The sequence below is a fragment of the Brevibacterium ravenspurgense genome (assembly GCF_001584615.1).
Classification (GTDB): Bacteria; Actinomycetota; Actinomycetes; order Actinomycetales; family Brevibacteriaceae; genus Brevibacterium; species Brevibacterium ravenspurgense.
The window spans coordinates 145,439-169,564 of sequence record NZ_LQQC01000008.1; the positions used below are offsets into that span (position 1 = coordinate 145,439).

The 24,126-nt window shown below is 59.7% G+C and carries 17 protein-coding genes; 5 read left to right on the forward strand and 12 right to left on the reverse strand.

Annotation, left to right across the window (positions count from 1 at the left end):
• Window positions 1-16 precede the first annotated feature (16 nt).
• The 3 genes from Bravens_RS03790 to galE all read right to left on the reverse strand — a co-directional run bounded on the left by Bravens_RS03790 (window position 17) and on the right by galE (window position 4,005).
• Window positions 17-1,540 (reverse strand): hypothetical protein, encoded by a 1,524-nt coding sequence (locus Bravens_RS03790; RefSeq protein ID WP_062020438.1) that lies wholly within the window; start codon window positions 1,538-1,540, stop codon window positions 17-19.
• 69 nt (window positions 1,541-1,609) lie between these two features.
• Window positions 1,610-3,046, reverse strand: coding sequence for a hypothetical protein (locus Bravens_RS03795; RefSeq protein ID WP_062020440.1), 1,437 nt, complete (start codon window positions 3,044-3,046; stop codon window positions 1,610-1,612).
• Window positions 3,043-4,005, reverse strand: coding sequence for a UDP-glucose 4-epimerase GalE (gene galE, locus Bravens_RS03800; RefSeq protein ID WP_062020442.1), 963 nt, complete (start codon window positions 4,003-4,005; stop codon window positions 3,043-3,045). The genes Bravens_RS03795 and galE overlap by 4 nt, the downstream gene beginning before the upstream one ends.
• Window positions 4,006-4,113: 108 nt before the next feature.
• Between galE and Bravens_RS03805 the strand changes: the two genes are divergently transcribed.
• A complete protein-coding gene (locus Bravens_RS03805; protein ID WP_062020444.1) occupies window positions 4,114-6,405 on the forward strand; it encodes a DUF6716 putative glycosyltransferase in 2,292 nt (763 codons plus the stop codon).
• On the opposite strand, the gene Bravens_RS03810 is transcribed toward Bravens_RS03805, so the two are convergent.
• The 3 genes from Bravens_RS03810 to Bravens_RS03820 all read right to left on the reverse strand — a co-directional run bounded on the left by Bravens_RS03810 (window position 6,298) and on the right by Bravens_RS03820 (window position 9,892).
• Window positions 6,298-6,765, reverse strand: coding sequence for a GtrA family protein (locus tag Bravens_RS03810; RefSeq protein WP_062020446.1), 468 nt, complete (start codon window positions 6,763-6,765; stop codon window positions 6,298-6,300). The two genes, Bravens_RS03805 and Bravens_RS03810, sit on opposite strands and share 108 nt — an antisense overlap.
• On the reverse strand, window positions 6,758-7,717 hold the full coding sequence (locus Bravens_RS03815) for a glycosyltransferase (protein WP_244878110.1): 960 nt from the start codon (window positions 7,715-7,717) through the stop codon (window positions 6,758-6,760). The genes Bravens_RS03810 and Bravens_RS03815 overlap by 8 nt, the downstream gene beginning before the upstream one ends.
• A gap of 69 nt (window positions 7,718-7,786) precedes the next feature.
• Window positions 7,787-9,892, reverse strand: a complete 2,106-nt coding sequence (locus tag Bravens_RS03820; protein WP_062020450.1) for an acyltransferase family protein — start codon at window positions 9,890-9,892, stop codon at window positions 7,787-7,789.
• Window positions 9,893-10,058: 166 nt separating this feature from the next.
• Here Bravens_RS03820 and Bravens_RS03825 point away from each other — a divergent pair, with 166 nt between their 5' ends.
• Window positions 10,059-11,033, forward strand: a complete 975-nt coding sequence (locus tag Bravens_RS03825; RefSeq protein WP_062020452.1) for a methionine ABC transporter ATP-binding protein — start codon at window positions 10,059-10,061, stop codon at window positions 11,031-11,033.
• Window positions 11,033-11,737, forward strand: a complete 705-nt coding sequence (locus Bravens_RS03830) for a methionine ABC transporter permease (RefSeq protein ID WP_062020454.1) — start codon at window positions 11,033-11,035, stop codon at window positions 11,735-11,737. Before Bravens_RS03825 ends, Bravens_RS03830 begins: the two co-directional genes overlap by 1 nt.
• A gap of 89 nt (window positions 11,738-11,826) precedes the next feature.
• On the opposite strand, the gene Bravens_RS03835 is transcribed toward Bravens_RS03830, so the two are convergent.
• Window positions 11,827-13,533, reverse strand: a complete 1,707-nt coding sequence (locus Bravens_RS03835) for a formate--tetrahydrofolate ligase (RefSeq protein WP_062020456.1) — start codon at window positions 13,531-13,533, stop codon at window positions 11,827-11,829.
• A gap of 109 nt (window positions 13,534-13,642) precedes the next feature.
• Window positions 13,643-17,275, reverse strand: a complete 3,633-nt coding sequence (locus tag Bravens_RS03840; protein ID WP_062020458.1) for a bifunctional glycosyltransferase/CDP-glycerol:glycerophosphate glycerophosphotransferase — start codon at window positions 17,273-17,275, stop codon at window positions 13,643-13,645.
• A 196-nt stretch (window positions 17,276-17,471) separates the two neighbouring features.
• On the opposite strand from Bravens_RS03840, the gene Bravens_RS03845 reads away from it, so the two are divergent.
• Window positions 17,472-18,749, forward strand: coding sequence for a CDP-glycerol glycerophosphotransferase family protein (locus tag Bravens_RS03845; RefSeq protein ID WP_239233626.1), 1,278 nt, complete (start codon window positions 17,472-17,474; stop codon window positions 18,747-18,749).
• A gap of 101 nt (window positions 18,750-18,850) precedes the next feature.
• Here Bravens_RS03845 and Bravens_RS03850 read toward each other — a convergent pair whose 3' ends face one another.
• The 4 genes from Bravens_RS03850 to tagD form a co-directional block, all read right to left on the reverse strand.
• The gene (locus tag Bravens_RS03850; RefSeq protein WP_062020460.1) at window positions 18,851-19,759 is read right to left on the reverse strand and encodes a glycosyltransferase family 32 protein; all 909 of its coding nucleotides are present in this window, start codon (window positions 19,757-19,759) and stop codon (window positions 18,851-18,853) included.
• Between the two features lie 130 nt (window positions 19,760-19,889).
• A complete protein-coding gene (locus Bravens_RS03855) occupies window positions 19,890-20,771 on the reverse strand; it encodes a glycosyltransferase family 2 protein (RefSeq protein ID WP_062020462.1) in 882 nt (293 codons plus the stop codon).
• On the reverse strand, window positions 20,771-21,607 hold the full coding sequence (locus Bravens_RS03860) for a CDP-alcohol phosphatidyltransferase family protein (RefSeq protein WP_062020463.1): 837 nt from the start codon (window positions 21,605-21,607) through the stop codon (window positions 20,771-20,773). Before Bravens_RS03860 ends, Bravens_RS03855 begins: the two co-directional genes overlap by 1 nt.
• Before the next feature lie 40 nt (window positions 21,608-21,647).
• On the reverse strand, window positions 21,648-22,034 hold the full coding sequence (tagD, locus tag Bravens_RS03865) for a glycerol-3-phosphate cytidylyltransferase (protein ID WP_062020465.1): 387 nt from the start codon (window positions 22,032-22,034) through the stop codon (window positions 21,648-21,650).
• Window positions 22,035-22,202: 168 nt separating this feature from the next.
• Between tagD and Bravens_RS03870 the strand changes: the two genes are divergently transcribed.
• Complete coding sequence (locus tag Bravens_RS03870) at window positions 22,203-24,044, forward strand: glycosyltransferase (protein ID WP_062020467.1); 1,842 nt, start codon at window positions 22,203-22,205, stop codon at window positions 24,042-24,044.
• Window positions 24,045-24,126: the final 82 nt, after the last annotated feature.

The following is a 24,126-nucleotide window of genomic DNA, read 5'->3' on the forward strand; positions in this document are numbered from 1 at the left end:
GATTCGCACTCTAAGACTAATAAGAGTCGGCGGCGGAATCGTGCGCGACTGGCTGGATGTCCTTTTCAGTGCGGCTCTGTTTGGCGACGCGGTTCTTCTTTTCGGCGCGGAGCCTGCGGGTGTGTCTGCGGGATGCGGCGATCAGCAGCCAGCCGAACATCGCTCCGGCAAACGGCCAGTAGCTGTAGCGGTATAGGTCGGCCGGTGCGGTGGGGAAATAGGTCAGGACGTACAGAATGATCGAGGTGAAAACGGCGAACGCACCCAGGGACCGGGTGCGGTGGCGCAGGCTGACGACGACACCGGCAATGCTGGCGGTGAACGCCGTTATTCCTAAGAACATGAACGGCATGTAGCCGTAGGCTGCCGCGTAGACGTAGCCCGAGTGGATGTCCCTGGCTTTCGGGTGGGTGGGCGGCAGGTCCACCTGGTCTCCCCGGACGGCCGAGGATGCCACGGACGAGGTGCTGGTCAGGAACCGCCACGTTGTTTTAGCTCGGTATTCGGCGTAGTCACCCAGGTGGTGTGGAACAGTTGCCTTCCACAGGGCGACCACCGCGTCGGGGTCCTCAACTTCTGTGTACGCTCCGTTGACGCCCAGGCCGTAACAGTTCCAGTAGGCGTCCCAGATGATTTCGCGGCCTTCTTGTTCTTCGCGCTTTTTGCACGTTTCGCGGGCGAACATGATGCGGTCTTTTTCTGCCTGCGGAGCATCCGCGCTGCGGATCGCTTCTTCGGGCATGCCGAAGACGATGTCGTCGATGAACACCTGGGTGAACTGCGAGTTCTGCGTGGCGCCGGTGGCGGCGGCGAGTGCTTTGTCTGCTGCGAGCACAGTTCCGCCGACAACGCCGGTGGCGATGATCGAAATGACGCCGACTTTGGCCAGTTCGCCGCGGACGCGGCTGCCGCGGGCCCGCAGGAACCACAGAACGAACACCGCAACAATGGGCAGCACTGCAACGGCGGAGTTTTTGCGCACGAGTGCCGCGTACACCAAGCTGCCGAACGCCAGCGCGGCCCACACCCAGCGGCCCTTTGGCTGGAGCAGCACCAGGAACATCATGAGAACAGCTAAGTACAGGGCGAGCGCCAGCTGCACGTCCTTGTAGAACACACCCAGGATGTTGACCATGTTCGGCATGAACAGCATGAACAGGCCCAGGGCTGCAACCCAGGTGCGCCGTGAGATCTTCAGCAGCACGTAGCTGGTGAGCAGTGCGCACACCCAGCCGAAGAACACCTGTGCCCACAGCAGTGCCGTGACGGTGCCGAAGACGTTGGTCAGCTGGTGCCACGTCCAGGTCATCGAGACCGGCTGCCAGTCGTTGTACGGGACTTCGCCGCGAATCTGCCGAACCTGGAAAACCCCGTCGGGGCTGATGCCGCCGGGGTACATGGCAAAGATGATGAGGCCGGCAAGCACCGTGCCGATGACTGCGAGCACGCCCATGACCCGGCGGTGCTCCGCGCTCAGAGGAGCACGTTCAGACACGGCGGGCAAAGGGGCAGCGTGGGGTTCGGCAGCGGTTTTGGGCACAGGAGAACTGTACGGGCTGATCCTCCAAAACCAGTGAACTCCCGGGCGTCTGCCCGTGTGAGAGCTGTCTCATCGCACCCGGCGTCGTCCCTGGCCTTCGGCCCACAGAACGAGCCAGCCGAGTATTGCGGCCAGCCACGGCCAGAAAACGTACCGGTAGTCATTAGCTGGTGCGGTGGGCACGTAGGTCATGAGGTACAGAACGGCAGAACTGAAGATGGCCAGCGCGCCGAGCGAACGGCGTTTCTTCTTCGCACCCACAGCGATTCCGGCGGCTGACATTCCCAGTGCCGTTGCGCCCAAGTAGAGCCACGGGAAAGTGGCAACGCCGAAGTCGACAACGTAGATGCGCAGGGATGAGCGAAGTGCTTGCGACTGTGCGGGGTAGTCGAAGTTGCGGTCGCGAACGAACTCGAGTTTCGAGGTGAAGAGGAATTTCGTGGTGGTCTGCGCCCGGTATGCGACGTAGCTGTCCAAGTGCTTTGGCACCGTCTGCTTCCAAATGCTGGTGACGGCTTCCGGGTCTTCGATTTCTGTGTAGGCGCCTTCCGCTCCCTTGCCGTAGCAGGCCCAGTATCCGTCCCAGATGATCTCCGGCCTGCCGTCTTCATGGCGCACGCGATTCTTATTGCTGCACGTGGCTTTTGCCTGGGCCAGCCGCGTCTTCTCCGCCGCGGGGGCATCTGCGCCGTCAATGGCCGCCTGCGGCACGGCAAAGATGAGGTCGTCAAGCAGCACCTGCGTGTACTGCGAGTTCTCGGTCGGCTTAAGCACCGCTTTCAAGCCTGTGTCGACACCCATGAGCACCGCGCCGAAGCCGACAACGGCCGCGACCGCGGCAATCAGTTTGCGCCGCTTGGACAGCGTGCGCTTTTCTCCCTCGGGCTTCTTGCTCTTCATACGCACCAGCAGCCACACCGCCATGACCGCAATGATCGGCAGGACGGCAACCGCGGAATTCTTCCGCACCAGCCCGGCGTAGACCAAGGCTCCGAAAGCCAGCACCGCGAATACCCAGCGAAGCCTCGGCACCACCGGTATAAGCAGCATGAGGATGACCGCGAAGTACAGTGCCAGGCCCAAGTGGGTATCTTTCCACACGACTCCGACGAGGTTGACGGTGTTGGGCAGAAAAAGGATGAACAGACCGGCCAGGGCGCTCCACCCGCGCCGCGAAACTTTCAGCAGGTAGTAGGAGGTCAGCACAGCACAGACCCAGGCAGCAGATACCTGCAGGACGAGCATCGAGTTGATGGTCCCAGTGAGGTCAATGAGCCACTGCCACGTCCAGGTCATGGCTATGGGGTGCCAGTCGTTGAGGGGAAGAACCCGCCTAGCCTGCTCCAGCTGAAAAACGGTGTCCTTGGTGAAACCGCCGGGGGCCATCGCGGCATACAGCAGCCAGGCCAGCAGTGCGCCGATGACCGCAGATGCGGCCAGGATCAGACGATGTCGCCGGTTGAGGGGCGCCTCAGCGGCGGGGTTACCAGTGCGCGCAGAGGTCACCGAGCGCGGCTTTCGACCGCACTGCGCGCTATGTCGTCGAGGGTGAACTGCGCTTTCCATGCCAGGTCGGCGTTGATGGCGGCGGGGTCAGCAATGAGCTGTGGCGGATCGCCGGCACGACGGTCGGCCATGATGGGCTCGAGGTCTTCTCCGAGTGCCTTGCCAACGGCATCGATGACTTCAAGGACAGAAGCGCCCGTTCCTGTGCCCACGTTGAACGATGTTCCGCGGATATTGCCGCCCTTGAGGTAATCGAGTGCGGAAATATGGGCTTCCGCAAGGTCGGCCACGTGAATGTAGTCGCGGATGCACGTGCCGTCGGGGGTGCTGTAGTCGTCACCGAAGACCACCGGTTGCTGTCCCTGAGCGAAACGATTGAGCACGATCGGGATGAGGTTCATGACCGCGGTGTCGGCAAGGTCGGGCCATCCGGCGCCGGCAACGTTGAAGTAGCGCAGCTTCACAGCGGACAGGCGGCCGGCGGCCATTTGGGCGTCAATGAGCCATTCGCCGATCAGCTTGGTGTAGCCGTAGGGGTTGATGGGATGACAGTCGGTTGTTTCTCGCACCATGTCGACATCGGGCATGCCGTAGACGGCGGCCGATGACGAAAAAACGAGCGTTTCAATGTGGGCGTCTTCCATGGCCTGCAGCAGGTTGGTGAGTCCTCCCACGTTCTGCTGGTAGTACCACAGTGGGCGCTCAACGGATTCGCCCACTTGCTTCTTCGCAGCAAAGTGGATGACGGAGTCAACGCTGTACTCTGCGAACACTCCGCGCAGCACGTCGGGCGCCTGCGAGGATGCAAGGTCAACTTCGACAATTGGGAGCCCTTCGACACGCGAGCGCACACCGTTGGACATGTCGTCGACGATGACCACGTCATCGCCGCGCTGCTGCAGCAGGCGTACTACGTGCGAACCGATGTAGCCGGCACCGCCGGTCACCATCACTGCCATGTGTTTACCTTCCGGTCATCTGTTTGATTCACGCTGGGCCCATAATCTCACAGCGCATCCCGGTGCTCTCACAGTCAGTACTGGGCCGCACACCTAGGAGGATACTGCGTGGCAGGAACGTACATTCTGGCTGAATCACCTCTGCAGCTGTTGTCAGGGCTGGAAGCTCTGCACGCTGTTCAGCACAGAAATGACGTGGTGGTCTGCATACGCGAAGACAGCCCCTCGCTGGCGGCGTTCGCAGGCAACCTGCCGGCGGGACTGCTGCCGGATGACTGTCTGCTGCATTCGGGTTTCCCCTCCCCCGCGCAGGCTGCACAGGCTGATCATCTGCTTCTGGGTGACCCCCTGTCGGGCAGGATCCAGCGGCTGTTGGCCGAATGCGCGGTCCGCCCGGGTGGCCTGCCGCACATTACGGTTCTCGACGACGGCTTTGCCACGGTCCGCGCTATTCGCCTGATCTTGAGCCCCACCCGTCAGGCGCTCGTCCGCGCCCGCGTCAAACCGACTGTCCGCCGCACTGCCCTCGGCCATGCCGCCGCCGCGGTGCTGCGCGGTGCGCTCAAGTTGGGCCGGCTTTCGTGGTTCAGCGCGCTGACACCGGATGAATCTTTGCCGCAGCGCTTCACGGCAGCCGGTGGGACACTCATCCGCCATTCCTTTGCGCAGGTGCGCACGTGTTTGGAAGCCACCGCCCCTGACGCTCCCACCGACCGTGCGGTTATTGTGGGCACGGCCCTTGCCGCCGATGGGCTGATCAATCAGCAGGCTCTCATCGACTGGACCGCCGAGATCGGCGCACAGCAGCCCGCCCTGTTCTTTGCTCACCGCCGCCAGACGGCCGACGAACTCGCTGTTCTCGACTCCTTGCCTGGCATCACGGTGGTGGAATCGGGCACACCGCTCGAATTGCGCTTGGCACCGTTCCCTGCGCACACCCCGGTGTATTCGCTGCCGTCAACGGCTGTCCAGACTCTGCCGCTGGTCATGGACTCCCCCGAAATCCACATCACGGAGATCCCGCGTGCCTGGTGGGAAACGTCTGCCCCGGACTCCCTGCGCCGAGAACTCAACGCACAGTCTGCTCTCTCACCCGGTCGGATGCTCGATTCTCAGGGTACGAGGCGCCACCGGCTTGTCGCTGTCTGCGACAGCGAGTCGTATCTCAAGTGGGCGGCCGCGATGCTCGACGGCTTCGATGACAGTTTTGAGACGGACCTGTGGATTGTCGAATCCCCCATTCAGCCCACCGGTGAGCAGATTGCCAACGCGGTGGCCGGAACTTCGAGGGCGGAAGCCGAAGTTCCCGTGATTCCAGTGTCGCGTTTGGAGGGTGAGCTGTCGGCTGTCAGCCCTGACGTGGTGCTGGCAGCGGCTACTGGCCCTGTCGTCCAGACGGTGTATTCCACTGCTGCTCGCCTGCCACGCCGGCCCGGTTTGGTGTCGGGCCTTCCCGGCGTGGGTCTTCCGGCGACCGTCAAGGGACAGCGCTACCGCCGTCGCGGGGATGCTTTCATCGCCCATTCTGAACACGAGCGCCGCCTGTACCGCGAGGTCAACCGGCGTTTGGGTCTGCCGGTCGATGTGTGGGTGGGGCGCCTGCCCATGTTGAAGTCCGTGGGCGCTCCGCAGCCGCAGTTTGCTGACGGCACTCCGCCGAACCGTATTGTGTTTGCCCCGCAGGCGAAGGTTCCCGAAGAGCGCAGTCAGCGCCGCATGGTTCTGCTGGAGCTTGCGCGTGCCGGTAAGCAGCTCGGTGTTCCTGTCATCATCAAGGTCCGCAGCCGTCCCGGTGAACACGAAACCCACCACGAACAGCACACCTACATTGAGATCCTGTCGGAGCTCATTGCCGAAGGCGCTGTTGGGCCGGATGACCTGCAGGTTGAGGTTGGGCCGATGGCGGATTTCCTCACAGACGGAGCCGCACTTGTCACGGTGTCATCAACCGCGGCACTGGAGTCCTTGGACAGGGGTCTGCGGACTTTCATCATCGGCGACTTCGGCGTCAGCCGGGACATGCTCAACGAGGTTTTCGCCGGTTCGAATCTCATCGGCAGCTTTGACGATCTTGCCGCAGGTAGGTTCCGTCACCCCGACCCGGCATGGCTTGAGGAGAACTACTTCCAGAAGCCCAGTGAGGAACTCACCCAGCAGCTGGCCTGCTTGGCTCGCCGGTCGGAGAACTACGAACTCGATGGCCGGAAGACCCGCGATTCGATTCAGTCGTGGCCGACTCTGCGTGCGGAGCTGCGAGCGCACGCTCCCAAGCAGGTGGTCAGCGTGTACCGGTTAGGCCGCAGTCTCGTCGACAACCTCACGGGTGTCGCGAAAAACCCAGGTGCGGTAGGCGTAGAAGCGGAACGCCATAGCCAGGGCGATGCCGACGATGTTCGTTGAGATGTTGTAGGCGATGGGCCCGTGCAGGCCCAGCACGTACCAGGTGAAGGCCAGCGGCAGCACGGTGATGATCATGCCGGCTCCATTGACCAGGACGAACAGCACAAAGCCGCGCAGGTTCGAACCTGTTTCTCTGTCACCGTAGGTCCACAGTTTGTTGCCCATCCAGGCCACAATGACCGACGCGATGGTCGAAATGACCTTCGCTTTGATGGGGCCGTCGTGCAGCAGTGCGGGCACCGCCCACAGGCCGTACACCAAGAGGTTGGAGAGCCCAACATCGACGATGTAGCTGACACCGCCGACGGTCAGGAACTGCAGCGCCTCTTTTATCAGCGAGCTGCGCCGACCGTCACTCATTTCCAGGTGCCGGCAGTGCCAGGTAGTGCAGGCGTGAGGTTTCGCGGCGAGCGCGACGCACGCCGTCCATGATGATTCCCACGGAGCCCATGAGGAACGCAAGGATCATGCAGCCGGCTGACAGCAGCGCAGTGGGCAGGCGGGGTACGTAGCCGGTTTGGAAGAACTCCCACACCACGGGGATTCCCAGGAGCAGCGAAATGAGTGCGAACAGCGCTGTCAGTCCGCCGTAGAACAGGCGCGGCCTTTCGTGGGCTGTCAGCTGGGTGATGAGCCACAGGATCCTGAAGCCGTCTTTGAAGGTGGACAGCTTCGAGAAGCTGCCTTCGGGACGGTCGCGGAAGCCCACGGGGTATTCCGTGTTGGGCAGTCGCAGCGACATGGTGTGCACCGTCAGTTCGGTTTCGATTTCAAAGTGGCGGCTGACCGCGGGGAAGGATTTGACGAATCTGCGTGAGAACACGCGGAATCCGGACAGCATGTCGGTGACGTTGTCGCGGAACATCCAGCTGGTCAGCACGTTGAATGCACGGTTGCCGCGTTCGTGCCCCGGTCGGTAGGCCGTTGAGTCAGCGGGAGTGCGCACGCCGAGCACGTGGTCGTAGTTGCCGTCGATCATGGTCTGCACCATGCCGGGGGCGTCGGCGGCTTCGTAGGTGTCGTCACCGTCGATGATCAGGTAGATGTCCGCGTCGACGTCCGCGAAAGCCCGCCGGATGACATTGCCCTTGCCGGGACGGTTTTCAAAGCGCACGATTGCGCCCGCTTCCCGTGCGACTTCGGCTGTGTTGTCGGAGCAGTTGTTGGCGTAGACGTAGATGTCAGCTCCGGGCAGGGCGGCACGCAGGTCAGAGATGACTTTGCCGACGGTCAGCTCTTCGTTGTGGCACGGGACGATGGCGGCAATGCGGCGCGAGCCGAAGGGGGTGTTCTCTTGCACTCTCAGCTTCACAGGTTCGACGGGACTGTATGCACTGCAATGGTAGCCGCCCACTGTGAGGAGCATTGCCGAAAAACGGATTTATTCGGCAGGTGTGATCAACGGGACGATCTCCCGGGTGATGTAGGCACCGAGTGTTTTCGAGTACTCGACCGTGATGTGGTTGGAGTCGCGGTAGACGGCGCGCGATCCGATGACCGCCGGACAGGTGCTCTCGGTGCAGAACGCATCGAGGGTGTCGGCATAGTCAACCCCGTCGCCTGCGGCCTCTGCGGCAGCCCGCAGCGGCTTATTGGATTTCTCTTCTGCCGGGCCGGGCCTTGGGAAGTCACACGTGCTGGTGTCGTCACCTGCGGCAGCCACGCAGTCGGCCATGTTCTCCCCGTCTGGGACTTCGGGAGAATCGCCGAGTGCGATGATCTTCGCACCATTCAGCTTGTCTGTCAGCTGCTTGAACACCGCGTCGTAGCCGCGCTGCGCAGCTGACTGGCCGCCAGCGAAGTCGTCGTAGCGGCGGTTGGTGATGAAGACCGCATCGGGCTTCTGCTGCTCAATGCTGCCCAGCATGTCAGGCACGGCCCGGGAGCACACGAAGCCCTGACGCTGCTGTTCAAAGGAGCGCGGCTCCGGGTTGAGCGGGCAGTTTTCGCGTGCGATGACGACAATCTTCCAGCTGTCGCGGCTCAGCGCTTCTTCGAATGCTGGCACCCACTGCACAGCGTGGGAATCCCCTGCCACGACGAGGGTTTTGGTTCCGTTCTTGTCCCCGGTGACACACGGCCGGGTATCTGACGAGGTGCCAAGGGCGGGCACATCTCCGCACCCTGCGAATGTGGGATAGTTTTCGCCGATCGAACCCAGTCCCGGTTTGAGCGGCTGGTTTTGGTAGCGCGGTTCGTACATGGTGGTCCGCAGGGATCGGAAGCCGGGCCCGAATTCCCCAGCCGTGTTGAGTTCTGGTGGGGCAAATACTTGAGCTTCAGCGGCGGCGACCTTCGCCTCGTCCATTTTGACCAGCGTGTGCGGCACGGTGCCGATACCGACTGCGGCGGTGACAGCGATGAGCGCCCCGGCCAGTGTCAGCGGGGATGAGCGGCGCATGGTCGGTGAGTGCAGGATCGGCTTTTCGAACAGGTAGAAGCTGAATCCGGCAATGAGGATGGAGGCCAGCACGATGATGACGGCTTCGAGCACGGTGGCTTTGCGGCCGGCGAGCGCTTCGAAGAACACGATGATCGGGAAGTGCCACAGGTACATGGAGTACGACCAGTCGCCGATTCTCTGTACGGGCCAGAGCTCGAAGATCCGCTGTGGGGATCCCCACCCGGTGGTGTGGCCGGCGGTGATGACGGCGGCGGTTGCAACGACCGGGACGAGTGCGGTCAGACCGGGGAACGGAATGTCGCCGGAGTACACGAAGGCACAGACGATGATGGTGAGGGTGCCGATCAGTGCCAGCCATTTGCGGGTGCGGGGAAAGCGCACGGGGTCGCCCAGGTAGACCGCCAGAAGACCACCGACTCCCAGTTCCCACACGCGTGACAGCGTGTAGAAGTAGGCGCTGGTGGGGTTGTGAGCAGTGATGTAGACGCTGTAGGCGAATGATCCTCCGACCACTGCGAAGAACAGCACGGTGGCGATCACCTTGACGCGGCGGCGGTGGCGGATGTCGTCGGTGGGGCTGGCCCAGCGGATGCGCTGGGCTATGTGCCATGCGGCGACCACCAGCATGGGCCAGAAGATGTAGAACTGCTCTTCGATCGACAGCGACCAGAAGTGCTGGAAGGGCGTCGGGGCGCTGTCGGCTGCTAGATAGTCGACGGATTGTTGGGCCAGTGCGTAGTTCTGCACGTAGAAGCCGGAAGCGACAGCCTGCAGGCTCAGGGTGGCAAACTGTGAGCGCGGCAGTATGAAAAGCGACGCGATGGTCACCGTGATGATGGTCAGTGTGGCCGCCGGCAGGATTCGGCGTGCTCGGTTAGCCCAGAAGTCGGCGGCGGAGATTCTGCCGTGTTCGGCTACGCGGCGCAGCAGGCCCGCGGTGATGAGGTAGCCGGAGATGACGAAGAAGACGTCCACGCCGATGAATCCGCCCGGCAGCCAGTCGGGGTTGATGTGGTAGACGACGACGGCGAGCACTGCGATTGTGCGCAGGGCCTGAATTTCACCGCGATACTTCCTCACCATCGGGGTTATCTTAGTGAACTACTTCTGTGCGCGATTTCACGACGCTTTATGACGAGCAGAACGGCGAAGAGCGTCATATGGTGTCACAATTTTCTTTGCTGTCTGTGTCGGAACTCCCCCGCTTGCTTGGCACAGCGGCTTATCCCCACGGAAAGGAAACTGCCGGGTGATCACTCTGACTGGCCTGACGAAGGAATTCGCGGGCACCACGGCTTTACGCGGTATCGACTTACAGGTTGATGCCGGCCTCATTCACGGCATTGTCGGCCGTTCCGGCGCTGGCAAGTCGACCCTCATCCGCTGCCTGACGGGGCTGGAGCGCCCCACGTCCGGCACGGTGGAAATCGATGGTGTCGATGTCACTGAGCTGCGCGGAGCTGCTCTGAGGAAGGCCCGCCGCAATATCGGCATGGTGTTCCAGCACGCTGAGCTGCTGTCGGCGAAAACCGCTCTGCAGAACATTGCCCACCCGCTGTTGGTTGCCGGTGTGCCGAAGAAGGAAGCCTTCGCAAAAGCCGAATCGCTTCTGGAGCGTGTTGGTCTGGAAGGCCGCGGCGGCAGCTACCCCGCTCAGCTGTCGGGTGGTCAGCGTCAGCGTGTGGGCATTGCCCGTGCCCTGGCAGCTGACCCGCAGATCCTGCTGTGTGATGAGCCCACCTCGGCCCTTGATTCCACGACGACAGCCCAGATTCTGGGCCTCATTCGCCAGCTGCGCGACGAACTGGGCATTACGGTGCTCATCATCACCCACGAAATGTCGGTGGTGCGTGAAATCTGTGATTCGGTGACTCTGCTGGCTGAGGGCAAGAACATGAAGACGGGCCGTCTGCGCGACATTCTTGCTGATCCCTCGTCACCGCTGGCGAAGGACCTCATTCCCCTGCCGTCGGCACCCCTGCCGAAGGAGGGTGAGGAACGCAGGACTCTGGAAGTCAGCTTGGCGGGAACGTCAGCTGCAAAGCTGTTTGCGCTGGCTGAATCTGCTGGCGCCCCGGTTGCCGAGGTGCAGGCGGGAACTCTTGAGACGATCGACGGTCTGGAGGTCGGCAGGCTGCGTGTGCGCAGTACCGATGACGTTGCCACTGTGCGCCTGGGCAAGGCTCTGGCGGATGCCGGAATCTTCTGCAAGGAGGCACGCTGATGTTTGCTTCTGATGTTGTGCTTGCTGCTGCCGACAAACCAAGGTGGCTGAACAACCCGGCCATCACGAAGGACCTTCTGCCGGCGACGATTGAGACGCTGCAGATGACGGTGTTTTCCACGCTGTTCGCCGTTCTGCTGGGCCTGCCCTTGGGCATTTGGCTGTGGGTCACTGCGAAGGGGTCGCTGGCGCCGCAGCTGACGGTGCACAGGGTTGTCAGTGCGATTGTCGACTTCGGCCGGTCGATTCCGTTCATCATTCTGATGATTGCGATCATCCCGTTCACCCGCTTTGTTGTGGGCACGGCTTTGGGTTGGCAGGCGACTGTTGTTCCGCTGGCCATTGGCGCTATTCCGTTTTTTGCCCGTCTGGTTGAGGTTGCGCTGCGCGAGGTTGCCAGCGGCAAGATCGAGGCTGTGCAGATGATGGGTGCTACGAACTTTCAGATCATCCGTCAGGTGCTGATTCCCGAGGCGCTGCCGGGCCTCATTTCAGCGGTCACCGTCACTGCGGTCAACCTGGTGTCGTACACGGCTATGGCCGGTGCTGTTGGCGGTGGTGGTCTGGGCGCTTTGGCTATTTCCTATGGCTACCAGCGCTACCAGGGCGATGTCATGATCGCCTGCATTGTGCTGCTGGTGGCGATTGTCGTCATCATCCAGCGTGTGGGTGACTGGCTGGCTCGCCGGGTCGACCACCGCTGATCTGAGCTTTCTGGCAACTGACGAGGCGGAGGTCCGGTCCCGCGGTAACCCGCGGGAATTCTGAACCTCCGCCTCGTTCGTGTGTGGGGTCAGAACAAGCCGGAGATGACCCCGTCGTCGTCCACGTCGATGGACAGTGCGGCGGGTTTTTTGGGCAGGCCCGGCATGGTCATGATGTCGCCGCAGATGGCGACGATGAAGCCCGCGCCTGCGGACAGGCGCACGTCGCGGACTGTGACGGTGTGGCCGGTTGGTGCGCCCAGCTGGCTGGCGTCGGTGCTGAATGAGTATTGGGTTTTGGCGATGCACACCGGCAGGTTGCCGTAGCCGTCGGCGGTGAACATGTCGAGTTTGCGTTTGACCTTCGCGGGCACGTCAATGCCCTCGGCACCGTAGATGCGCGTGGCGATTGCTTCGATTTTGTTCTCCAGCGGCTGGTCGAGTTCATAGGCGAACTTCGGCTGCGGCTGGGTGCTCTCAGCAGCTTCGATGACAGCTTGGGCGAGATCGATCGCACCGGCTCCACCTTTGGCCCAGTGGTCGGCAATGGCGACCGTGGCTATGCCGTCAAGTTCTGTTTTCAACGCTTCGAGTTCAGCATCGGTGTCGCTTGGGAAGCGGTTGACGGCGACGACCGTGGGGATGCCGTAGACCTCGCGCAGGTTGTCCAGGTGTTTGCGCAGGTTGGGAAGTCCCTCTTTGAGGGCGTCGATGTTTTCGGTTTCGAGGTCCGCTTTGGCCACTCCCCCGTGGTATTTGAGGGCACGAACGGTGGCGACGACGACTGCAGCGCTGGGGAAGATCCCTGCGGTTCGGCATTTGATGTCGAGGAACTTTTCGGCCCCGAGATCAGCTCCGAAGCCGGCTTCTGTGATGGCGTACTGGCCGTGGGTCAGGGCTGCGGTGGTGGCGAGCACGCTGTTGCACCCGTGGGCGATGTTGGCGAAGGGGCCGCCGTGGACGAACGCCGGGGTGTGTTCGATGGACTGCACCAGGTTGGGTGAGAGTGCTTCGGCCAGGAGGGCCGCCATGGAGCCCTGCACGCCGAGGTCGGCCACTGTGACGGGTTCTTTGTCGAAAGTGCGGGCTACGACGATGCGACCTAAGCGGTCTTTGAGGTCTTTGATGGAGGTGGCCAGGCAGAAGACGGCCATGACTTCGCTGGCTACAACGATGTCGAAGGCGTCTTCGCGGGGCATGCCGCCGGTGAAGCCGCCCAGGCCGATGGCGATTTGGCGCAGGGCGCGGTCGTTGAGGTCGACAACGCGGCGGATCTCGACGCGGCGCGGGTCGATGCCGAGTTCGTTGCCGTGCTGCAGGTGGTTGTCGAGTACGGCTGCGGCGAGGTTGTTGGCAAGTGCGATGGCGTTGAAGTCGCCGGTGAAGTGCAGGTTGATGTCTTCCATGGGCAGCACTTGCGCGTATCCGCCGCCGGCGGCACCGCCTTTCATGCCGAAGACAGGGCCCAGGGATGGTTCGCGCAGGGCAAGCACGGCTGGGTGTTTGCCGGCTGGGATGTCCCAGTCTTCCTGCTGTGCCAGTTGGTTGATGCCGTCGGCTAGGCCGATGCTCGTGGTTGTTTTGCCTTCGCCGGCTGGGGTGGGGCTCATGGCGGTGACGAGGATGAGCTTGCCCTGCTCGGCGCCGTTACCGCGCCGAACAACATCAGGTGCGGGCACTTTCGCTTTGTAATGGCCGAACGGAATGATGTCGTCAGCGCCGAGTCCCACCGACTGGGCAATCGAGTCGATGCGCTCAATCTGAACTTTGCGTGCGATCTCCTGGTCAACAGTCATGAGACCAGTGTCTCACCGAAGGCGGCCGTTTAGCTTGTCGAATCCCAAGAAGGGAGGCACTGACGCCATGTCAATGCCTCCCTTTAACAGCTGTACGAGCAGCTAAGACTCAGTGGTCTTGTTGCTGAACCAACCGGACGATCTCATCAGCAATTCGTTCTGCGGAATGACCGTCTTCGTGGGGCAGATAGTTTGCGACAAACTCGTCGTACTTGTCTTTGTATTCGTCCAGCCCCTCCGTGATAGCCATATTCAATGCGTCGCCTAGTTCTGCAGTAGTGCGCACAATCGGGCCAGGCACGGTTGATTCGTAGTCCAGGTACATTCCACGGCTGTTCTCAAGGTAGTCCTCGAGGTCAGGAGCGAAGAAGACCATTGGCCGGCGAGTGGCGGCAAAGTCGAACATGATGGACGAATAGTCAGCGATCAGCACGTCGGTAGCCGCAAGCAGTGTTTGCGCGTCGGGGAACTCGGTTACATCGATGACGAACTCGTCTCCGACCAGCTCCATGGCCTTGACGTTTGAATGTGCCCGAATTCCCAGGCGAACATTGCTCGGAAGAGCCTGCTTTAAACGCTCAAAGTCAATGCCGATGTCCAGGTGATAGCCGACACCGGCTTTCTGCGACGCATCACGGAATGTCGGCGCGTAGAGGACGAAAATCTCGTCATTGCGTAGCCCGAGGTTGGCTCGGGTTTTTGCACGTGCTTCGCGGTGCTGTTCGGGGTTAGCAAGCACATCCACTCGTGGATAGCCGTCAACAATAGTGCGCGCCGCTGACGAGAATGCGGAGTCGAACTTCTCAGCGGCAAAGTCAGACTGTGCCAGCAGAATGTCCCAATACTGGGTTTCGCGCTGCACTTTAGCGCGGTACTCCGGCGAAAGGCCGGCGCTGTGCACGTCAGCCCCGATCATTTTCAGCGGGGTACCGTGCCACGTCTGCACGTACAGCTGTCCAGGCTGCTTACGGAAATAGCTTGGGAACTCGCAGTTATTGACGATAATTTGGCTGGTGAACAGAGCCTCGATGTACTTTGCGGAGTGAGTGATTACCGTTTCGGTACCTTCAGGGCTTGCGAAGCTGTCTTGCGCGTTCGACCAATAGAACTTCCAATCTGGCAGACGCTTGCGAAGTTCGAAGTAAAGAGGCTCCGGAATATCCCCCGCGCGTTTTCCGAAAAAGGACTCAAACAGAATGGCCTTGTCCAGTGGCTTGTCAACATGAGCGCGAACAGCGCCCTCGATCACTCGAGCCCGATTGTATGTCCCCTTCTCAGCAAACTTCACCGGCGGCACGAGCCGCAGCCAAAGGGAACGAGTCTTCGCAGTACGGGTGGCAATAGCAGCGGGGACAGCTTCATCAAACACCTCAGGCAACGATTTTGCCGCCTCCTCAGAAAGGCGAACCCATTTTCTTGCTGTGGCACCCGTATGACTGTTCACGCCTTCGATTACGAAGTTGTAGCCGCCGGCAGGCAAAGGCATTGTGTTGCCGAACCAGTCTTCCGTGGTCAAGTCAACCCTCGCAGCAAATCCACCGTCAGTCCATTCAACATCGGTATCTGCAACCGTCTTGCCATCGCGCCGCAAAGCCAAGCTGGTGGGCTTCCACTCGGCAGGCAGTTCAAACCGGCCGTTGAAAGTCATTCGCGTATGACCGCCCTCAGAAACAATGGCATAAGAATCAGCCGTAACAAACCACGGATTTTCGTGGATCTTGAGGTTGCCGGCCACTGTGACTCCAACAAAGAGAGAGCCCTCATCGCGAAGATTCTGGAGCTCGTTGAAACCGCAGCGAGGCTTCAGGGGGGTTTGTTTTTTACCATTGACAGCTCGCAGAGTCCAGGTGCTGTCGGCGTTCTTTTCAGCCAAAGATCCACCGAGGGCAGGTAGGACAAATTCAAACCTGCGGCTGCCATCAGTCGAGCTCTGACCAGAGACCATAAAGTCCTGCGACGATCGCCGATTATGGATCCGCAATTTGTCGAAGCCGGAAACGTTCGCGCCGCGTATTGTGACAGCAAATCGACGTTCGGCAAGTTTCTCGATATCAGCCGACACTTGAGCCCTCTTGACGTTGAACCAGAGGTTACCGTCAGATGAGGGCTCAAGAACCCAACGTCGGCCATCTTCCACTTTCGAGAATCCAGGGTCCGCAGCCGCTGCTGTTTGGTTGAGAGCACCGGCACGATGGTCGATGTCAATGCCGTTGACCGAGACTCTCGCAATAAGCCGCCAGCCCTCTGTGACGTCAAGGTCTTCTGTGTTGATCCGGACTGTGTAGGCAGCATTTTGTGCTGAAACGAGCTGCGACTTGAATCGATTCAACAAGCGCGGTTCAAAACGTTCCGCATCGAGTTCGATTTCCTGGTCGCCGTTTCTGTTGATCAACAACATTCTGGGCGTAGCTTCACGGCCGTCAATCAAGTGGTCGCAATATGCGTGTCCGGCGATCTCAACAAGCGACCCTGTGAGCCATTCGACCCGATCAACGGCGCAGTTGAGTGACACTGAATCTGGCGCTACCTCAAGTATGTCTTGCGGAAGTGGGCCGAAGCGGTTTTCGAAGTCTGCCCCGTCAACCACAAAACCAGCGCCATTTGACTTGAGTTTGAGTCCGGTCCCATGTTCACTGCGCCAGAGCATCGCCGCAAATGACTCACTGCGCCCTTTATGGACAGCAAGCCACATGGGCAACCTAACCCAAAACGGAAGGTCATTCCATAGGTCTTCTCCGCTCAGAGTGACAATTTTCTTCAAACCGCCGCTGAAAACGTCCCAGTACTCTTGGCTGGTTCTTTGCGCAACGTCTAGGTACTGGATCAGGTCACCGGTCAAGACCTTTTTGAACCAACCGTGCCTCGCAGCTTCTGAGCCTTCGTTGAATACGTGTTGAGTGCCGGCCTCCAGTACTGCAAGCCGGTCTGTAAGGTCGTCAAGGTTCTCTTTACCTTGGGTAATGGACGATCCGTCATCACGAAGCAGCCAGTAATAGACCGGGTGTCGAAGGACGTCGAACGATCGTGCCCGCAAGTACGCCTTCGCCATAGGCTCCTGGTCTTCGTAGCGAATGCCGACAGGAAATTCTCCGACAGCCCTCCGGAAGAAATCCATGGAAAAGATCTTGTTGCAAGCCATAGCGTCTTCGAAGATCTCTGGAAAGTCGTCGATAGTGATGCCAAGCCGATCTTCCGGATGGAACTTCTTGGTCCATGCAGATAGCCAGACCTTAGTCCCCTTCTGCCGGTACACTCCACCGCTGACCATGTCGGAGCCAGTACGAAGAATTGTGCGCATCATGACTTGGTAGGCATCACGTGGAATGTGATCATCGGAATCGACAAACGTCAAATAGTCGCCGGTCACGTATTCGAGACCCGTGTTTCGAGCAGCACCGAGTCCACCGTTGACCTTACTGATCACTTTGACGCGGTTGTCCCAACGCGCGTATCGCCGGGCAATGGCTGCCGAGTTATCGGGACTCCCATCATCAACAACGATGATTTCCAAGTTCCGGTAAGTCTGCTGAATCAGGCTGTTCAGGCATTTTGCGATATAAGGCTCAACATTGTAGACCGGCACAATGACCGACAACTTGGGTTTGCCGGACTGAGAACCGGTCAGAAGTGTCACGACCCGCTGCCGCAGAGCTGGGTGAACGCCGTCACGGACTCTGCGCCGCGTTTCTGCTGGCATGCGCTTCACTGCGCGGCCCAGCATTTTTCGAACTGCCTGTTTCATTGAACCCTTCTGTCCATTGAATATTCACGCTGTGTTCAATCGAATTGACCCTTTATCCTATCCCGTCGCCCTCTCCCAGAACCGGCTCCCAGCTTGGCGAGTTGTAGTTTCTGCGACCTGGATAAAGAACGCACAGCCGCCAGTCTTCCTCGCGGCCATTACAATGTCTTCGACTTGTTGTATCCCAGGAGGGCTCGTGCGTCAGTTTGTTCGCGACACCATTCTCACAGTCCTGCGATCCCGCGCGTGGAAAGCCACGAGCCAGCGGATCCGCGGTACTCGAGACTTCACACTGACAGCCCGGGAGTACGAAAACAGCGCGGCTCCTGGCGCCAAGGCGCTTGTCTACTTTGGCGACACTCACTCGAAGCTCTACCAGCTCGACCAGTGGCTGCCGGTTCTGGAGGAGCTCAACAAAACAGTTCCCACCGCGGTACTCCTCCGCCGCCCTTCTGCAATTACCGAAACAGCGGAGGCCACTACCCTGCCAATCGTGTTCCGTCAGAGCTTTGACGACATGATGACGTATGTGGAAGAACACCAGCCGAAGCTGATCCTCTATGTCAACAACGGTCAATCAAACTTTCAGCTCCTGAGTTACGCGCCCGCGGTACACGTTCACATCAACCACGGTGAATCCGACAAGCTGTCCATGGTCTCAAACCAAGCAAAGGCCTATGACGCCGTGTTCACAGCAGGCCCCGCCGCACTGCGCAGACACCAGCGGGCACTTGTCGATTTCGACGAATCCAAACTGATCGAAGTTGGCAGGCCCCAGCTTGACCTCGACTACGAACCTGAACTTCCCACAAGCGACAAACGCACTGTCATGTATGCGCCAACGTGGGAAGGCGAGAACGACAACAACAACTACACATCGATCGACTGCTTCGGCCCCGCTATCGCTGCCGCTGCTCTCGCAACGCCGAACACACGTCTCATCTATAAACCGCACCCTCGTGTGGCTGATTCACAGGACGAGGGAATGCGGGCCGGTCACGCCATGATTCTTGAGCTGATCGAGAAAGCTAACGCTGAGGGTGGCGAGCACCTTGTTCTGACCGAGGGCAACATCCTGGCCATGTTCGACGATGTTGACCTCATGATCACCGATATTTCCAGTGTCGGTTTGGACTTCCTCTACCTCAAAGCAGACAGTCCGCTGCTGCTGACGGACCGCCGTACAAACCGCGCCAAGCTTGTCGACGAATCCCCAATCGCTTCCAGCGTGCCGATCATCGACGACTCAACGGTCAATGACATCCAGACGATGATCGAAGCAGAGCTGACAAGCGGCGGCAATACAGAAGCCCGCGCCGAAGCGCGAGCTCTGTACTTCGGAAACCACGAGGTCGGCGAGTCCAAGCAGGCGTTCATATCAACCGTTGAACGCCTTATTGCCGAACGCGAAGCGAAGCACATCAACCGCAACTACATGGTGTCAGCGGCCGAAGCCAAAGACGGCAACCCCTGATCGAAAAATACACGAGCTATCGCTGCCTACCCCCACCAAACCAGGCGAGAGTCACCTTCCGGTCAGATCAACCGCAGAGGTCAATAGCCCATTCGGCCAAGTCATTTGCGTCCTAGAGTTCGCTGCAGTTTACGGCTGGCCCGCTTCAGCAACGGATTCTTGGATTTATAGACACGGCGCATCGCCTCATCGACGTAAACAGAAACCGGATCGAGATCTTGCGCGGCCGCTGAGCCGAACGCCTTATCAGCCGGTGAAGGGTCCGCACTCATCTTTCTAGATACCCGCTCCCAGTGCGGATCCTCGCTGAGTGCGCGTTTAAACAATTTACTGAGACGTGTATTAGATTCCATGACCTCATCACGACTCGCCTTACCAAACTTCGGGAAAAGCATTTTGTTGTACAGCTGGATCAGCAGCGTGCGCTTGTGCAAAATATCTGCAGGACGGCCAGGTTCCAGAAGAAGGTCAGTCTCGGTGTAATGAATTGGCGCACAGATCTCCCGGTCCATCTGGACGTAGTCAATTTTTTCAGCAAGTGGCCACAGAATGTCGTAGCCGATACCTGCCCATTTCTGCTTGAGATCGCCGTCCAGCACACGGTCCGCACCTTCCAGCCATTTTTGAATCAAGGGGTGGCCAGGAACCGACGCGACCAACCCAATACTCGGCTGGTTCGGCTGCCAACCGTAGAACAAGGCTCCAGACTTTTCGATGAGGTCCGTAATCATGCTTAATGGGCGAAACACAATTGTATCTACGTCCATCCACATGCCGCCGTTCTGAGCTAAAACCGCTGCGCGAATATAATCAGCCTTGTGGGCAACTTCGGGAATATCTGAGAAGTCAGAACGCAAACCGGAAACGTAGTCATTCACGTTTTCAGGGTTCAACTCAACTAGGTCCCAATCGCCTTTGTGCTTGAGGATTGTATCCTTGCACAGGCTGATGTAGCCGGGCATCTGGCTAGAGTATTTATTCTCCCAGTAGATCCAGATAGTTTTATTCACGAAACACCAACCCCTTCAAACAGCCTGATGCGACGATCCGCGGAATAAACCCTTAACGCGACGCGACAATGTTCAGCGCTCAACCTTCAAGTCGGAGAGAAGTATTGTCTTCGGCAAAGAAAAGCATAGCTCAGATCACCGGAGGGCGGCCCTTGAAGCTCATGCGCAAGACACCGCGTTTGCTGAGTTTGGCCTCGTCTTCTTCGCCATCCCACGGGTCGTCTCGCCACCCGTCAGCCCATCCTTTGAACCATGGTTTGAGCTGCTCGGGCTTACGTGCCCACCTGATCACCTGGACGCCTGTCCATGAGCCCACGTACGCCCAGCTGAATGGCCAAGGCAGGTTCCTACGGGCCAGCCACACGCGGTTACGAGCGTTCATGTAGAAGTATTCGTCATGGCGCTTCGGGTCAATCACGGGGTGGGCCACAGCAAGGTCGCCCATGTACCACACGTCATAGCCGGCATCCCATACGCGCCATGCCAGTTCGATGCCTTCGTGGGCGTACCAGAACGATCCCGGCCAGCCCCCGCATTCATCGAAGGCCTTGCGCTGCATGCCGATGGCGCCTTCCCATACAGAGAACACATTCGATGAATGGCTTGCAGATTTCTTGCGCAAACGCGGAATCCACCGCTTAGGCGCATTCGGGTTGTCCGGATCAACCACACGGGGCTGAACCAGACCAACACTGGGATTTTCACGCATGTACTGCGCCATCCGCCACAGCGTGTCCTCATCCGGCAGCCAGGCATCGTCATCGAGGAAGAACAGGAACTCGCCCTTGACCAGGGGCACACCAGCATTGCGTCCGGCAGGAATTCCCACGTTTTCGGGCAGCATGTGGGTTTTGACTTCCTCCGGCAGCCCCACGGGATCCCACCCATTGCCCACGCACACAACGTCAAGGTTGACGTTCCGCTGGGACAGCAGCGAATCAATGCCCCGTTTCAGGTCATCCATGCGCTTGCCCATGGTGAGGATGACAACGCCGTAGTCAAAAACTTCCATCAGCCGAGCCTCCTGGAGAACCAGATCGACACAAAGTGCCCCATGCCCGACAGCGCGGCAAGCGGCACCATCACCAGGATCATCCACCGTTCACCGGTCAGTTCTGGGCCGCCGGAAGCAACCACGATGAGTGACACCACGCTTGCAACAACAGCCAGCATCGACATTTCGACCGAATGCCAGATGCGGTGGAACGGCACAAAACGCGCAAGCTGCTTCACACGGGCAAGACCGCCATGTGTCACAGCAGTTGCCGCAGCGGAGTCTTCCAGCTTGTCCAGGCCGTTGAAGGCACGGCTCATGTGCACCAAACTGTTGAGCGCCTTGTTCAACAGCACGAGCGAGGACACCACTCCCCCAGCAACCAGGTAGGGGTAGGCGAACCCTGGATCGGACTTCAGCAGTCCCAGGTCACTCACTGCCCGCACGCCCAACATGAAGGCGACGAATCCCTCTGTTGTGTAGTGGCCAACCGCGTCAAGGAAAACACCTTTTGCACTGCGGGTGCCGCGCCAGCGTGCGACCTCACCATCACAGCAGTCGAAGTACAGCTGCAGCTGCGAAAAGAACAGTGCGAGGAGTGCACCCCATACGCCGGGGATCAGCAGAGCGAAGCCGATTGCCCATCCGGAGAGGATCATCAGACCCGTGACCCCGTTGGCGGTGATGGGCGTGCGCACCAGCAGCGCGGTCAGATAAATGGAGATGTGCCGCAGGTACAGCTCCGCTGTCCAGTGTTCGGCATTTTTGCGCGCGCGCACTTCCGGCGGCTGGGCAACAGCTCGCAGCTGTTCCAGCGTCGGATTCTTAGGCCGGGAAGAGTGTGCTTCGCTCATATCTCAAGGCTAGGTGCCACACCAGCAGAAGTGCTGGAGTTTACTGACCGAGGTCGCCCTTGATCTTGGTAGTAGAGATTTCCGGCGTGCGCGGGAGGTAGACGACGTCACACAGGTCTTTGAGGTCGTCGAACTTGCCCTCCCAGTCGTCACCCATGACAAAGGTGTCGATGTGGTATTTCTCGATGTCGGTCCGTTTCTGTTCCCACGTGTTTTCGGGAATCACTAGGTCGACGTAGCGGATAGCTTCGAGCATGTTCTTGCGGTCGTCCCACGAAAAGTACGACTTCTTGCCCTTACCGGCGTTGAATTCGTCAGTGGAAAGAGCGACTACCAGGTAGTCGCCCTGTGCTTTACAGCGCTGCAGCAGTCGGATGTGACCGTAGTGCAGCAAGTCGAAGGTGCCGTAGGTGATGACACGGCGCATGAAAAGCCCCTTGCTTAACTTGAAGTTAACTTGCAGATCATATAAACGATACCCCACGGCCTACTTGAAGTCCCGTTTAACCGCCCCGCTAAGCCCGTGCCGTTCACCACAGCCGGGGAGCTGCAGCCTCAGGCTCTACGCGGCAAAAAAGAACTAAAATAGATGGCTATGAAAGCGTCACTGTCACGGCTTCTGCGCCGCATCATCCCCAACTCAAGCGGTCCCCGCCCCCAGCAAGTCCTTCCAGCGGGGAACTACTACACCGTGCTGTGGCGCATCCCCGAAACATTCGGCGGGATGACCTCCGTTGCTCTCGAACGGTCCTCAGCTTTCGCTCGCCAGGACAACCGCCCCATCGAGATCCTCACGTTCTCACCGAACAACAGCGGCAAGGAGCGCGAACAGGAACTCAAAGCCGAAGGCCGACTGGATGACCGTGTTTCCATCCGGAACATCTGGGAAGACCTCGGCACATGGTCTGACGATGAGCTTGCCCGCATGAAAGGCATGGCAGAACATGACCTCGGCGCCCTCAAAGATGCACTCCCCCACACCTCGGGAAACACACGCGAACAGCGCGCAGACGATGCCGATACGGTCCTCCAGACCGACTACTACAGCACGCAGGGCCACCTGCGCATCATCGACCGTCACGACGCCACAGAACGCGGCACCAAGGGCGGACGCCTGCTGACCCTCCTGGACTCACAGGGAGACATCATCGGCCAGTGGCGCTCCGGCGGCGCATTCTACAAAGCGTGGCTCAACGCAGTATTCGGCAACGAGCCAGGTTACGTCATTGTCGATTCGGGCTATGCAAGTTCAATCTTCCGCACCTACCGGAAGAAGAACATTGTGTTCTGCCACGTGCTGCACAGCAACTTCCTCAAGAACGAAAGCGTAGACCCGCGCGAACTCAACCGCGGCAGGTTCGACATCTTTCATAATGCCGATCGTTTTGATCGGGTCATCGCACTGACCCACGCCCAACAGCAGGACATGTTCGCGCTGAACCTGTCTTCGGGCAACCTCACGGTCGTTCCTAACTTGGTTCGCGACCTCCACGGCGATGCCGAAGCACCCCGTGATAAGGCTCACGGAATCATGCTTGCCCGGCTTACCAAAGGCAAGAGGATTGATCACGCTATCCGGGCAACCGCAGCGGCCTCTCAGAACACACCGAGACTGCACTTGGACGTCTACGGCGATGGCGATATGCACGCCGAACTCACCCAGCAGATCAACGCCAACAACGCCGGTGAGCACATCACCCTGTGTGGTTTTGCCAGCAATGCGAAAGAACGCTTCCGGGAAGCATCATTCAGCCTCCTGACAAGCAAGCAGGAAGGTCAAGGCCTCGTGCTGTTGGAAAGCATGTCAGCTGGATGCATCCCGATTGCCTACGACATCAAGTACGGCCCAGCCGACATCATCACCGACGGCGTGGACGGCTTCCTTGTGCCCGCCGGGGATGTTGAAGCACTCACCCGAACAATCATCCACGTGGCCACCATGGACGATGCCGAGCTCACCCAGATGCGCCGCAACGCCCTGAAACGAGCTGCCGACTTCTACGAAACCGCCGTCGTCAACAAGTGGGCGACCATGTTCCGCGAATGCTCTTTCGAACCGTTCCAACGCTCTCAGGCCACAGCGAAACTCACCTCACTGACTGTGACAGCCACCGGGATTGAACTCGAAACAACCATCCAGAACCACCCATGGGAGCGGACCTCCCACACCTACGTGTCATGGCGGCTGGCCGGCAAAACCTATTACGGCCGCACACCCGCCGAGTTCGACGGAACCACCCTGCGGGCAGAAATCCCTCTGTCCGAGCTGGAACTGCTGCCCGCAGGCACCCTGGAACTGTCCGCGGACTTCGTTGAGGGCCGTTCCTTCCACCGCACCCGCATCCTCGCTGACGAAACCCCCGCCGCAGCTGGCTCCTTCTTCACCCCGGTACTGACCGACAAAGACCAGTTGAACCTGCAGATAGAAGCTGACTGACACCTCGCGAGGTGGGGGTTGGCTTAGCAGCCATCCTCACCAGCGTGGGGTGGTGAGAAAACGATTGTGGGCGGTTCCGCTA

Bases quoted from the DNA above. Each gene is read 5' to 3' on its own strand.
- galE (WP_062020442.1), bottom strand. From the start codon at position 4,005: ATGGCAGTGATGGTGACCGGCGGTGCCGGCTACATCGGTTCGCACGTA.
- Bravens_RS03810 (WP_062020446.1), bottom strand. From the start codon at position 6,765: ATGAGTGACGGTCGGCGCAGCTCGCTGATAAAAGAGGCGCTGCAGTTC.
- Bravens_RS03820 (WP_062020450.1), bottom strand. From the start codon at position 9,892: ATGGTGAGGAAGTATCGCGGTGAAATTCAGGCCCTGCGCACAATCGCA.
- Bravens_RS03830 (WP_062020454.1), top strand. From the start codon at position 11,033: ATGTTTGCTTCTGATGTTGTGCTTGCTGCTGCCGACAAACCAAGGTGG.
- Bravens_RS03835 (WP_062020456.1), bottom strand. From the start codon at position 13,533: ATGACTGTTGACCAGGAGATCGCACGCAAAGTTCAGATTGAGCGCATC.
- Bravens_RS03840 (WP_062020458.1), bottom strand. From the start codon at position 17,275: ATGAAACAGGCAGTTCGAAAAATGCTGGGCCGCGCAGTGAAGCGCATG.
- Bravens_RS03855 (WP_062020462.1), bottom strand. From the start codon at position 20,771: ATGGAAGTTTTTGACTACGGCGTTGTCATCCTCACCATGGGCAAGCGC.
- Bravens_RS03860 (WP_062020463.1), bottom strand. From the start codon at position 21,607: ATGAGCGAAGCACACTCTTCCCGGCCTAAGAATCCGACGCTGGAACAG.
- tagD (WP_062020465.1), bottom strand. From the start codon at position 22,034: ATGCGCCGTGTCATCACCTACGGCACCTTCGACTTGCTGCACTACGGT.
- Bravens_RS03870 (WP_062020467.1), top strand. From the start codon at position 22,203: ATGAAAGCGTCACTGTCACGGCTTCTGCGCCGCATCATCCCCAACTCA.